The 13334-nt window shown below is 66.4% G+C and carries 9 protein-coding genes; 5 read left to right on the top strand and 4 right to left on the bottom strand.

The features are described 5' to 3' along the window. The first annotated feature begins 26 nt into the window (after positions 1-26). Positions 27-1145 (top strand): 4-hydroxyphenylpyruvate dioxygenase, encoded by a 1119-nt coding sequence (gene hppD / locus QW845_RS11655; protein WP_315801712.1) that lies wholly within the window; start codon positions 27-29, stop codon positions 1143-1145. 361 nt (positions 1146-1506) lie between these two features. On the opposite strand, the gene QW845_RS11650 is transcribed toward hppD, so the two are convergent. From QW845_RS11650 to QW845_RS11635, 4 genes are all read right to left on the bottom strand, one after another. Beyond that, positions 1507-2619, bottom strand: coding sequence for a CaiB/BaiF CoA-transferase family protein (locus tag QW845_RS11650; RefSeq protein WP_315801711.1), 1113 nt, complete (start codon positions 2617-2619; stop codon positions 1507-1509). A 175-nt stretch (positions 2620-2794) separates the two neighbouring features. Further along, positions 2795-3595: a xanthine dehydrogenase family protein subunit M gene (locus QW845_RS11645; protein ID WP_315801710.1), complete on the bottom strand. Its 801-nt coding sequence runs from the start codon at positions 3593-3595 to the stop codon at positions 2795-2797. A gap of 18 nt (positions 3596-3613) precedes the next feature. Beyond that, positions 3614-5959 carry a xanthine dehydrogenase family protein molybdopterin-binding subunit gene (locus tag QW845_RS11640; protein WP_315801709.1) on the bottom strand — a complete coding sequence of 782 codons (2346 nt, stop codon included), beginning with the start codon at positions 5957-5959 and terminating at the stop codon, positions 3614-3616. 99 nt (positions 5960-6058) lie between these two features. Continuing rightward, on the bottom strand, positions 6059-6544 hold the full coding sequence (locus tag QW845_RS11635; protein ID WP_315717018.1) for a (2Fe-2S)-binding protein: 486 nt from the start codon (positions 6542-6544) through the stop codon (positions 6059-6061). Between the two features lie 300 nt (positions 6545-6844). On the opposite strand from QW845_RS11635, the gene QW845_RS11630 reads away from it, so the two are divergent. From QW845_RS11630 to QW845_RS11615, 4 genes are all read left to right on the top strand, one after another. Then, positions 6845-8881: a methyl-accepting chemotaxis protein gene (locus tag QW845_RS11630; protein WP_315801708.1), complete on the top strand. Its 2037-nt coding sequence runs from the start codon at positions 6845-6847 to the stop codon at positions 8879-8881. Positions 8882-9305: 424 nt separating this feature from the next. After that, complete coding sequence (locus QW845_RS11625) at positions 9306-10820, top strand: MFS transporter (protein ID WP_315801707.1); 1515 nt, start codon at positions 9306-9308, stop codon at positions 10818-10820. Then, positions 10821-11642, top strand: a complete 822-nt coding sequence (otsB, locus tag QW845_RS11620; protein WP_315801706.1) for a trehalose-phosphatase — start codon at positions 10821-10823, stop codon at positions 11640-11642. It abuts the gene before it with no gap. A gap of 216 nt (positions 11643-11858) precedes the next feature. Continuing rightward, complete coding sequence (locus QW845_RS11615; protein WP_315801705.1) at positions 11859-13319, top strand: trehalose-6-phosphate synthase; 1461 nt, start codon at positions 11859-11861, stop codon at positions 13317-13319. Positions 13320-13334 lie beyond the last annotated feature (15 nt).

The raw sequence follows: 13334 nt of genomic DNA, 5'->3' as shown, positions 1-13334 counted from the left end.
GAATCCAATCAGCCTAGGAGCTTGCCATGGGTCCGTTTCCTCACGATGCGCCGCCTGCCACCATCTCCGCCGACAACCCGATGGGCACGGATGGCTTCGAGTTCGTCGAATATGCGCATCCCGACGCCGGCGAGCTGCATGCCCTGTTCAAGCTGATGGGCTTCGTGGCGGTCGCGCGCCACAAGACCAAGGCGATCACGCTGTATCGCCAGGGCGACATCAACTATCTCGTCAACGAGGAGCCCGGCAGCCACGGTCACGACTTCGTCGCCGCGCACGGCCCCTGCGCGCCGTCGATGGCGTTCCGCGTGGTCGATGCCAACAAGGCTTACGCGCGCGCGATCGCGCTCGGCGCGGGGCCGGCCGACCTGCCCGCATCGCAGAAGACGCTGGACGTTCCTGTGATCAAGGGCATCGGCGGCAGCCTGCTGTATCTGGTCGATCGCTATGGCGCCAAGGGCTCGGCCTATGATCTCGAATTCGACTGGACCGGCGCGCGCGACCCGCGGCCCGCGGGCTCGGGCCTCTACTATATCGATCACCTGACCCACAATGTGCATCGCGGCCGCATGAACGTGTGGGCCGGCTTCTACGAAAAGCTGTTCAACTTCCGCCAGATCCGCTTCTTCGACATCGAGGGCCGCGCCTCCGGCCTGTTCTCGCGCGCGCTGACCAGCCCCGACGGCAAGATCCGGATTCCGATCAACGAGGACGCTGGCGATTCCGGGCAGATCGAGGAGTATCTGAAGATCTATCGCGGCGAAGGCATCCAGCACATCGCCTGCGGCGCCCGCGACATCTACTCAACCGTCGAGGGCCTGCGCGCCGCCGGCCTGCCGTTCATGCCGTCGCCGCCCGACACCTATTTCGAGCGCATCGACGCGCGTTTGCCCAAGCATGGCGAGGACCTCGCCCGGCTGCAGAGAAACGGCATCCTGATCGACGGCGAGGGCGTCGTTGCCGGCGGTTACACCAAGGTGCTGCTGCAGATCTTCTCGGCCAATGCCATCGGCCCGATCTTCTTCGAGTTCATCCAGCGCAAGGGCGACGACGGTTTTGGCGAAGGCAACTTCAAGGCGCTGTTCGAGTCGATCGAGGAGGACCAGATCCGCCGCGGCGTGCTGAAGGTGGAGGCGGCGGAGTAGGGCCGCTCATCGGTGTGTGTTGCTCTCGCTGATGCAGCCCAGACTTCCGCTGTAGCCCTGGATTGCTTCCGCCTTCGCTCTTCGAGCTTCGGCGGACAAGTCGTTGCGCTCGCAATGACGGTGTGTGTGTGGGACGCACGCCGTCGCTCCACAGACAGTGTCGTCCCGGCGAACGCCGGGACCCATACCGCGTGATGTATCGATCGGGCACAGTCATCGATAATTTTCGCCACACGACGGCCGGTGGCTATGGGTCCCGGCGTTCGCCGGGACGACACCGCGTTTGAGGAGGGGGCGTGGCCAACTCATTCAGATCGGAATAGTCGCGTAGCGCACCGTCGGCGCGACCGCAGCCGTCCGCTTAACGCCCAGCCTTCCAAGCATTCACCAGCGTCCCGATCTCCGTCACCTCCGGCTCACGGATGGTCGACGGCGTCCGTGAGAACCTTGGCGCTGGCGCGGGTTGCGTCACGCCGTGCCGCTGGACGAACACGCCGCGCGCGGCCATGTGCGCATGCCTCGGTGCCTCCGACATCGTCAGCACGGGCGCGAAGCAGATGTCGGTGCCTTCCATGATCGCGCACCATTCCTCGCGCGTCTTGCTCTTGAACACGCTGACCAGCTTCTCCTTCAGCGCCGGCCAGGCGCGCGGGTCCATCTGCGCGTCGAAGGCGGGGTCGGAGAGGTCGGCGTGCTGGCGCAGCAGCGCGTAGAACTGCGGTTCGATCGATCCGATCGAGATGAAGTTGCCGCAGGCGCATTCGTAGACGCCATAGAAATGCGCGCCGCCGTCGAGGAAGTTGCGCTCACGCCCCTCGGTCCAGCGGCCCATCGCGGTGAGGTCGAAGAACATCGCGAGCAGCGAGGCCGCGCCGTCGCACATCGCGGTGTCCACCACTTGTCCCTTGCCGGACTTTGACGCTTCCAGCAGCGCGGCAAGCACACCGACGACGAGGTAGAGCGCGCCGCCGCCGAAGTCGCCGACCAGGTTGAGCGGCGGCACCGGGCGCTCCCGGGGTCCGATCGCGGCCAGCGCGCCGGTGATCGAGATGTAGTTGATGTCGTGACCGGCCGCATGCGCCAGCGGTCCCTCCTGGCCCCAGCCGGTCATGCGGCCGTAGACCAGCTTCGGATTGCGCGCGAGCACCGCGTCGGGGCCGAGGCCGAGCCGCTCCATCACGCCGGGCCGGAAGCCTTCGATCAGCGCGTCGGCACCGGCGAGCAGATCGAGCACCTCGGCGATGACCGACTTGTCCTTGAGATCGAGCTCGATCACCTTGCGGCCGCGGCCGGCGACCGACTTCATCGTCTTGCGCGCGCCGACACGATCCAGCGTCACCACCTCCGCGCCCATGTCCGCCAGCAGCATGCAGGCGAACGGACCCGGTCCGATGCCGGCGAACTCGACGATGCGGAAGCCTGCGAGCGGTCCGGTGGCGCGGGTCTGAGTGTCTGGTGCGGTCTTGTCGAGCACGTCGTTGTGTCCTTGCTTCGCGCGTCTTGTCGCTTGCGCTTCCTGATCCTTTAATTGTCCCGCGTGCATCGGGCCAACGCAAGCGTGCCGTATACCGCAAAGCAAAACGGCGCGCATTGCTGCGCGCCGCATGGAATTTGTCGTGCCGTTGCGCGGAATGATCCGCGTTGCGAGGTCAGCCCGCGGCCTGCACGGCGCGCTGCGCCATCACCTTCACCAGATTGGCGCGATAGTCCGCCGAGCCGTGGATGTCGCTGAGCAGCCCATTCGCCGACACCGATACACCGTCGATCGCCGACGCCGACCAGTTCGACTTCAGCGCCGCCTCGATCGCGGGCACGCGCATCACGCCGCTCTGCGAGGCGCCGGTGGCCGCGACGCGGACGTCGCCGCCCTTGGTCTTGGTGACGAACACACCCGTGAGCGCAAAGCGCGACGCGGGGTGGCGCATCTTGGCGTAGCCGGCCTTCTCCGGCACCGGGAACGACACCTCGGTGATGATCTCGCCATCCTCGAGCGCCGTCGTGAACAGGCCCTTGAAGAAATCATCGGCCGCGATCGACCGCTTGTTGGTCTTCACGGTGGCACCGAGCGAAACCAGCGCCGCAGGGAAGTCGGCAGCCGGATCGTTGTTGGCGATCGAGCCGCCGATGGTGCCGCGGGAGCGTACCGCGGGATCGCCGAGCACCGAGGTGAGATGGGCGATGGCAGGGATCGCCTTCTTCACATCGGCATTGGTCATGATGTCGTAGTAGGTGGTCGCGGCCTTGATGGTGAGCGTGTCGCCGGTCAACTGGATGCCGATCAGGTCCTTGATCTTGCCGATGTCGATGACATCGGACGGAGCAGCAAGCCGCTGCTTCATCACCGGGATCAGGGTATGACCGCCGGCCAGGAACTTGGCTTCGCTGCCCTTGGAGAACAGCGCCGCGGCCTCGTCGACCGAGGAGGCACGGTGATAAGTGGTCTGGTACATGGTTGCTCCTCCGTTCGATCAGGCGTTGCCATGGATCGCGTGCCAGACGCGGTCCGGCGTCGCCGGCATTTCCAGCTTGTTGTTGCCGATCGCATCCGTGATCGCGTTGATCACGGCGGCGGATGCGCCGATCGCGCCGGCCTCGCCGCAGCCCTTCACGCCGAGCGGATTGCCCGGGCACAGGGTCGTGGTGTGGCTGAGCTTGAAGGACGGCACGTCGTCGGCGCGCGGCATCGCGTAGTCCATGAAGGACGCCGTGACCGGCTGGCCGTTGCTGTCGTAGATCGCGTGCTCGAGCAGCGCCTGGCCGATGCCCTGGACGAGACCGCCGTGGACCTGACCTTCGACGATCATCGGGTTGATGAGCCGGCCGAAATCGTCCGCCGCCACGAAGTTGACGAACGACGTCTTGCCGGTGGCCTCGTCGACCTCGAGCTCGCAGATATAGGTGCCGGCCGGGAAGGTGAAGTTGGTCGGATCGTAGAAGGCACTCTCCTTCAATCCGGGCTCCATGCCGTCCGGCAGGTTGTGCGCGGTGTAGGCGGCGAGGGCGACCATCGGCAGCGCGATCGACTTGTCGGTGCCGGTCACCTTGAACTCGCCGTTCTCGATGACGATGTCGCCTTCCGAAGCCTCCAGCGCATGCGCTGCGATCTTCTTGGCCTTGGCCTCGACCTTCTCCATCGCCTTGAGGATCGCGGTGAGGCCGACTGCGGCCGAGCGCGAGCCATAGGTGCCCATGCCGAACTGCACCTTGTCGGTGTCGCCATGAACGATCGAGACCTGGCTGATCGGCACGCCCAGGCGCTCGGCGATGAGCTGGCAGAAGGTGGTCTCGTGGCCCTGGCCGTGGCTGTGCGAGCCTGTGAGCACCTCGATGGTGCCGACCGGGTTGACGCGGATCTCAGCCGATTCCCACAGACCGACGCCGGCGCCAAGGCTGCCGACTGCCTTCGACGGCGCGATGCCGCAGGCCTCGATGTAGCAGGAGAAGCCGATGCCGCGCAGCTTGCCTTGCGCCTTGGCGGCTGCCTTGCGCGCCGGGAAGCCGGCATAGTCGATGGCCTTCATCGCCGCGTCGAGCGAGGCGTTGAAGTCGCCGGTGTCGTAGGCCATGATCACCGGGGTCTGGTGCGGGAACTGGGTGATGAAGTTCTTGCGCCGCAGCTCGGCCGGATCGACCTTGAGCTGACGCGCCGCGGTCTCCATCAGCCGCTCCAGCAGATAGCTCGCCTCAGGGCGTCCGGCGCCGCGATAGGCGTCGACCGGCGTGGTGTTGGTGTAGACGCCCATCACCTCGGCATAGATCGCCGGGATGTTGTACTGGCCCGACAGCAGGGTCGCGTACAGATAGGTCGGCACCGAGGACGAGAACAGCGACATGTAGGCGCCGAAATTGGCGTGGGTCTTGACCCGCAGCCCCAGGATCTTGTTGTCGGCATCGAGCGCCATCTCCGCCTTGGAGATGTGGTCGCGGCCGTGCGCGTCGGTCAGGAACGCCTCGGTGCGGTCGCCGGTCCACTTCACCGGGCGGCCGACCTTCTTGGAGGCCCACAGCGCCACCATCTCCTCGGGATAGATGAAGATCTTGGAGCCGAAGCCGCCGCCGACGTCGGGCGCGATGACGCGCAGCTTGTGCTCGGGTGCGATGTTGTAGAACGCCGACAGCACCAGGCGGGCGACATGCGGGTTCTGCGACGTGGTGTAGAGCGTGAAATGCTCTTCGGCCGCGTCGTAGTCGGCGATCGCGGCGCGCGGCTCCATCGCGTTGGGCGCGAGCCGGTTGTTGGTCAATTCCAGCGTGACGACGTTGGCGGCCTTGGCGAAGGCGGCGTTGACCGCTCCCTCGTCGCCAATGTGCCAGTCGTAGACGACGTTGCCGGGGGCCTCCGGGTGAAGCTGCGGCGCGCCGGGCTTCAGCGCGGAGGGCATGTCGGCGACCGCCGGCAGCTCCTCATATTCGACCACGACGGCCTCGGCGGCGTCACGGGCGAGGTTCTTGCTGTCGGCGATCACCACGGCGACGGCCTGGCCGACAAAGCGCACGGTCTCCGGCGCCATCGCCGGCCATGCGCCCATCTTCATCGGCGAGCCGTCCTTCGAGGTGATGGCCCAGCCGCAGATCAGGTTGCCGACCTTGTCGTCGACGATCTGCCTGCCGGTCAGCACCGCGACCACGCCCGGCATCGCCTCGGCGGCCGAGGAGTCGATGCTCTTGACCTTGGCATGCGCGTGCGGGCTGCGGATGAAATGGGCAAAGGTCATGCCCACCAGTTTGACGTCGTCGACGTAGCGGCCCTTGCCGGTGATGAAACGCTTGTCCTCCTTGCGGACGACGCTGGCGCCAATGCCTTCCATACCCATGCGAATCTCTCCCCTACCGGAGTTCTAATGTCCCGCCGCGGCCATCGCGCGCAGCGGTCGTGGTCTCGGTATTGCGGTAAACGGCGGCTCTCGCCCGCCTCATTCGGCAGCTTGCGCGACCTTCATCCGTCCGGCAGCGTCGAGCACGGCCTTGACGATGTTGTGATAGCCGGTACAGCGGCAGATGTTGCCTTCCAGCTCCTCACGCACGGTGCTCTCGTCGAGCTCGCCTCCGTGGCGGTGCACAATATCGATGGCCGACATGATCATGCCCGGCGTGCAATAGCCGCATTGCAGGCCGTGATTGTCGCGGAAGGCGGCCTGCATCGGATGCAGCTCGTCGCCCTTGGCGATGCCTTCGATGGTGGTGACGTTGGCGCCGGCGGCCTGGCCGGCCAGCACGGTGCAGGATTTCACGGCGCGGCCGTCGATATGGACGACGCAGGCGCCGCATTGGCTGGTGTCACAGCCGACATGGGTGCCGGTGAGATTGAGATGATCCCGCAGGAGGTGAACGAGCAGGGTGCGATCCTCGGCCTCGACCGAGACCGCCTTGCCGTTCACCGTCAGTTTGACTGTCGACACGAGTAACCTCCCGATGAATTTTTCTTATTCTGATTAGAAACAGCGCCCTCAGGACTTTGCAACTCGAATTTTCGTCTCTGATGTCATTGCGACGTCTTGCGCGCGGCCTCGGCGATTCGGTCGCATGTGGCCCGCCATGCGAGGCGGCATCGGCGCAGGTGAGAGCGCAGGCCGTAGGCCGATGCCGCCCATTTACCGCCCCTTAGCCATTGTGACGTAGTTTTGATCACGCTCTGGTGCGTTGCCGCCGGGCGGGTTGGTTTGTGGCCAATATTAAAGAATGGCGTGTCGGGGGTGGGAATGTCTGCGCAGCTTGCGCCGCAGTCGCGGCGTGCCAATTTTCTGACCCTGCGATTTCGCGGCAAGATCGTCCTCGGCTTTGCCGTGGTGCTGGCCATCTCCGCCGCCAGCATCGGCTTCTCCTATCTGGGGTTCGAGCGGGTCGCCGCGGCGGTGGCGGCCTATCGCGGCAGCGTTGCGGAAGCCGACACCGCCCGCACCGTCGATCGCGAGCTGGTCTCGTACCAGGCGCTCGCCCGTTATTATGCCCTGACCGGCAAAGCCGAGGACGAGGCGGCGGCCACCGCTGCCCAGCAGGCGCTCCAGGCCGCGATCGACAAATCGATGGCCGCGACCGGCGCCGAGCGGCGTGCGCAGGTCGGCAAGTTGCAGGCGCAGTTTCAGGCCTTCGCCAAGACGTTCTCGAGCATCGTTGCCCTGACCCGCGAGAACGCCAAGCTGGCGACCGACCAGATCGGCATCATCGGCAACAAGATCCGCTTCAAGTTCGATGATCTGGCGGACACTGCCGCGCTCGCCGGCCTGCCGTCGGTGCAGACGACGGCCAAGGACCTCACCGGCCAGTACCTGACCGTGTCCGCGCTGGTCGGGACCTATATCGCCAAGCCGGATGCCAAGACCGCCGACGGCGCCATCGCGCGGACGCGCTTCCTGGAAACCTCGCTGGTGACGATCTATGCCAATGACGAGAAGATCACCCAGCGTGTCGCCGAGCTCGGCGACCTGATCAAGCAGTATCGCGCCGCCTTCATCAAGCTATCGGAGAACATGAAGGCGCTAGGCAAGCTCGAACAGGAAATGAGCCTCGTCGGGACCGAGATCATCGCGCTGTCGAACGGGCTGAAATCCGAAGTCGCCTCCGACCAGCAGCGCATCGAGGCCGCCGCCAACACCACCATCGCGGACATCGAGCGGCTGATCGCGATGCTGGCGATCGGCGGGCTGACGCTCGGCGCCGTGCTGGCGCTGATGCTCGGCAACGGCATTTCCAAGCCGATGATCACGATGTGCAAGGCGATGCGCGAGCTCGCCTCGGGCAATTTCGACGTCCGGCTGCCCGGCCTCGGGCGCAGCGACGAGATCGGCGAGATGGCGGCGGCGGTCGAGGAGTTCAAAGTGCAGGCGGTGGCCAAGGCCGAGCGCGACGCCGCGACGCAGGACGCCCAGAACAAGGCGGCGGGCGCCGCGCGGCGGGCCGAGCTCATCCGCTTCGCCGACGAGTTCGAGACCGCCGTCGGCTCGATCGTGTCCAACGTCTCGACCTCAGCCGAGCACCTCGAGCAGGCGGCCTCGACGCTGACGCGCACCGCCGAGACCACGCAGTCGCTGGCGAGCCGCGTCAGCGGCACCTCCGACCAGGCCACCGGCCGCATCCACTCGGTGGCGAGCGCGACCGACGAGCTGTCGGCCTCGGTCGACGAGATCGGCCGCCAGGTCCGCGAGTCCAGCCGCATCGCGGAATCCGCCGTGGCCCAGGCCGAGGAGACCGACGGGCGCATCGGCAAGCTGTCGCGCGCGGCGCAGGAGATCGGCGACGTCGTCAAGCTGATCACCGCGATCGCCGAGCAGACCAACCTGCTGGCGCTGAACGCGACCATCGAGGCCGCCCGCGCCGGCGATGCCGGCCGCGGCTTTGCGGTGGTGGCTTCCGAGGTCAAGTCGCTGGCGGAGCAGACCGCCAAGGCGACCGACGACATCTCCAACCACATCTCAGGCATGCAGGCGGCGACCCAGGAGTCGGTGACCGCGATCAAGCAGATCGGCGGCACCATCCGCCAGATCTCGACCATCGCCTCGTCGATCGCGACCGCGGTCGAGCAGCAGGGCGGCGCGACCCAGGAGATCGCCAGGAACGTGCAGAGCGTCGCTGCGGGCACGCAGGCCGCCGCCACCGACATCACCCAGGTCAATCGCGGCGCGACCCAGACCGGCGAAGCCTCGGAGGAGGTGCTGCGCTCGGCCCAGTCGCTGTCCTCGGAGAGCGCCCGCCTGCGCGCGGAGCTCAACCGCTTCATGACCAACATCCGCGCGGCGTAAATCGTCAGGACTTTTGCCGGTCGCACTCGATCGGCCGATGGTATGCCGAGGCCGCCGCCGCACATTCCGCTGTCGTCCCCGCGAACGCGGGGACCCATACGCCGCAGCAGTCGTGGGACGGGCGGTATTGATCGCGTACCTCAAATTGGCATCACGCGGTATGGATCCCGGGTCTGCGTCCGCCGACGCTTTGCGTCAGCGGACTTGCCCGGGACGACAGCCAAGTGTGAGGCGGCATTTGGGGCCCGCTACGCGACCGTCTGACCCGGCCTGATTGGTGCCGAGAGTAGGTTCCCCCCCCCCGCTTGGGGGAACCCAGCGCTGGCCGAGACGTTGGGTCGCAGCGGCAGGGTTTCGCCGCCGCATTTGCTTCATCCTCTCGGTCGAGCATGCGGTGCGACCCGCGCCGTCGCATTGGGATTCCATGGCACCCCGACAGGCATCCTTTCCGCACCTCCGCGTCATCACGTCAGCGCCGCCATCCAGCGCGCCGCCGGACGACACGGCAGGCCAGGATCGCGTCATCGAAACCAACATCCCCGCCCGGCTCGACGACCTCCGCTGGAGCGCCTTCCACACCCGCGTCGTGCTCGCGCTCGGCATCACCTGGGTGCTCGACGGGCTCGAGGTGACGCTCGCCGGCGCCTTGTCGGGTGCGCTGAAGCAGAGCCCGGCGCTGCACTTCTCCAATCTCGACATCGGGCTTGCCAACAGCGCCTATCTCGCCGGCGCCGTGCTCGGCGCGCTCGGCTTCGGCTGGCTGACCGACCGCATCGGCCGCCGAAAGCTGTTCTTCATCACGCTCGCGCTCTATCTGTCCGCGACGGCCGCCACCGCCTTGTCGTGGAATGTCGCGACCTACGCGCTGTTTCGCTTCCTGACCGGCGCCGGCATCGGCGGCGAGTATACCGCGATCAACTCGACGATCCAGGAGCTGGTGCCGGCGCGCTATCGCGGCTGGACCGATCTCATGATCAACGGCAGCTTCTGGCTGGGCGCCGCGCTCGGCGCCGTCGGCGCCATCGTGCTGCTCGATCCTGATGTCACCGGCCCGGATGTCGGCTGGCGGCTGGCCTACGGCATCGGCGCCTGTCTCGGCCTGGTCGTGCTGATCATGCGCATGTGGATTCCGGAAAGTCCGCGCTGGCTGATGATCCATGGCCATCCGGACCAGGCGCACGACATCGTCGCCGCCATCGAGCGCGACGTCACCGGCCATGACCGCGAGGAGCGTGCGAAGACCCTGCCGAAGATCCGGCTGCGCATGCGCGATCACACGCCGCTCGCCGAGGTCGCGCGCACGCTGTTCTCGGTCTATCGCCAGCGCTCGCTGGTCGGCTTGATGCTGATGATCGCGCAGGCGTTCTTCTACAACGCGATCTTCTTCACCTTCGCGCTGGTGCTGACCGATTTCTACGGCATCAAGTCCGATCACGTCGGCTGGTACATCCTGCCCTTCGCGGCCGGCAACGTGCTCGGGCCGCTGCTGCTCGGTCGCCTCTTCGATACGCTCGGCCGTCGCGCCATGATCACCTTCACCTATGGCGTCTCCGGCGTGCTGCTTGCGCTCACCGGCTATCTGTTCTCGATCGGCGTGCTGAGCGCAGCGACCCAGACCGCGGCCTGGATGGTGATCTTCTTCTTCGCGTCACCGGCGGCGAGCGCCGCCTATCTCACCGTGTCGGAGAATTTTCCGCTGGAGGTGCGCGCGCTCGCGATCGCGCTGTTCTACGCCATCGGTACCGGGATCGGCGGCGTGGCGGGACCCGCGCTGTTCGGCGTGCTGCTCGACAGCGGGGCGCGCGGCGCGGTGTTCGGGGGCTATCTGTTCGGTGCCGCGCTGATGCTGGTGGCGGCGCTCGTCGCTTGGCGCTATGCCATCGCGGCCGAGCGCAAATCGCTCGAGCAGGTGGCGCGTCCGCTCGCTGTCATGGAGTAGATGATGATGTCCGACAACTCCGATCTGATCGCTTCGCCTGCGTCGGAGCCCGCCGAGATCGTTCCGACGCCGGTGAGTCTCGTGCCGCATCTTCGCGAGGTCGCGATCCTGCTCGACATCGACGGCACCCTGCTCGATCTTGCGCCGACGCCGCGCGAGGTGTGGGTGCCGCCGGGCCTTGCCGAGGCACTGAACGCGTTGCTGCAACGAACCTCCGGCGCGCTGGCGCTGGTCTCGGGCCGCTCGCTCAACGACATCGATCTCATCTTCGCGCCGGAGGTCTACCCCGCCGTCGGCGGCCATGGCGCGGAGATGCGGCTCGGCGGCGGCGGCGAGGCGGATGCGATCAAGGCGCCGCCGCTGGACAAGGAGCTGAAGCGCAGGCTCGCCGCGATCGCCAAGCTCAGCCCCGGCATTCTGCTCGAGGACAAGGGGTACTCGCTGGCGCTGCACTATCGCCTCGCGCCGCAGGCGGAGAAGGCGATCTACGAGGAGGTGTCGCGCATCCGCGCCGAGTTGCCGGGCGCGCCGATCGAGGTGCTGCCCGGCAAGTGTGTATGCGAGATCAAGCACGCCGGCTTCACCAAGGCGAGCGGTGTGCGCGAGCTGATGCGGCACGCGCCGTTCAAGGGACGCAAGCCGTTCTTCATCGGCGACGACGTCACCGACGAGACGGTGTTCGCGATCATGCCGGATTTCGCCGGCCTGTCGTTCTCGGTCGGCCGCCGCGCGCTCGGTGTCGACGGACATTTCGACGCACCGGACGACGTGCGCGCGTTCCTGGCGCGCCTCGCCGACGGCGGAACTAATTCGTCGACCTAGCGGTCCGCGCAGTGGTTCCGCATCGCCGCGTTATTAGTTCCATTCGCCATGCATTCGCATGTTGCATGCGTCGCTCTTGATTAGAAACGTTCTGACTTGATTGACGCTGTGATTACACCGCGCGAATGCCCGAATTTGGTTTCATTTGGTTGAAAGGGTGGCCCGGAACCATATTGATGAACAGCTGTTAACCGACATGACCAACAGGAGGGAGCTGTGAACCTCGTCGTGGTTTCGAATCGGGTGGCCCGTGGCAAAGCCAATGAGCCAATGACCGGCGGACTTGCGGCAGCATTGCTGCCCGTTGTGGAGAAATCGGGGGCAGTGTGGGTGGGCTCATCGGGACGTGTGCGCGACGGCGCGCAGACGGAACCGATTGCGGAGATCGAGCAGATCGGTGAAGGCGCGCTCGCGCTGCTGGACCTGCCGGCCGCGCATTACGCCGGCTACTACGAAGGCTTCGCCAATTCGGCGCTGTGGCCGGCGCTGCATTCACGCAGCGACCTGATCAGCGTGTCGCAGGATGATTATCGCTCCTATCGCGAGGTCAACGCCTTCGTGGCGCGCGCGCTGCTCCGGTTCCAGAAGCCGGACACCTTGTTCTGGATCCAGGACTATCACTTCCTGTCGCTCGGCGCGGAGTTGCGCTCGCTCGGCGTGAAGAGCCCGATCGGCTTCTTCCTGCACACGCCGTGGCCCGCGCGCAGCGTCATCGACAGCGTGCCGAATCACCGCGATCTCATCACCGCAATGCTCGCCTATGATCTGATCGGCTTCCAGACCGAGGATGATCGGGAGAATTTCACCGCCTGCATCCGCACCGATCTCGGCCTTCAGGTGCGCGACGGCGTGGTCAGGTCGCTGCACGGCCGCACGCGTCTGGCCGTGTTCCCGATCGGCATCGACGCCGACAAGTTCGCGCAGCAGGCGGCGAAGGCGGTGGCGCATCCGGACGTGTCGCGGCTGCGCCGCAGCCTGAATGGCGAGAAGCTCGCCATCGGCGTCGACCGGCTCGACTACTCCAAGGGCCTCGTCAACCGCGTCAATGCCTTCGATCGCATGTGGACGATGCACCCGAGCCTGCTGCGTGCCGCGTCGCTGCTGCAGATCGCGACGCCTTCGCGCGAATCGATCGAGGCCTATGGCAATCTGCAGAGCGAAGTCGCGCGCCTCGTCAGCGAGGTCAACGGCCGCCACGGTGAGGTCGACTGGACGCCGATCCGCTACCTCAACAAGGGCTATGGCCAGGGTGTGCTGGCCGGACTCTATCGCAGCGCCCAGGTCGGCGTCGTCACGCCGCTGCACGACGGCATGAACCTGGTGGCGAAGGAGTATGTCGCCGCGCAGAGCCCGGTCGATCCGGGCGTGCTGGTGCTGTCGAAATTCGCCGGCGCCGCCAACGAGCTCGACGCGGCACTCCTGGTCAATCCGCATGACATCGATGGCATGGCCCGGACGATCGCGACGGCATTGTCGATGCCGCTCAACGAGCGCCGCATGCGCTACGAGATCATGATGACGAAGCTGCGCCGCCATTCGATCCAGCAATGGTTTGCCGACTTCGTCGAAACCCTGCAGGACGGCGACGCCGCCGAGGTCGAGATCGAACCCCTGCCTGCGGCGCCCGCGGGCTTCCTGGCCGGCCGCATGCTCTCGCCCGGTGCGCGCTATCACTGAATGGCTCGCGCCTCG

Origin of the sequence: Bradyrhizobium sp. SZCCHNS3002, assembly GCF_032377435.1 — a bacterium.
In the GTDB taxonomy this organism is placed as follows: Bacteria; Pseudomonadota; Alphaproteobacteria; order Rhizobiales; family Xanthobacteraceae; genus Bradyrhizobium.
The sequence above is the reverse complement of the archived record's forward strand: the minus strand, read 5'-3'. Positions and strand labels throughout refer to the sequence as shown.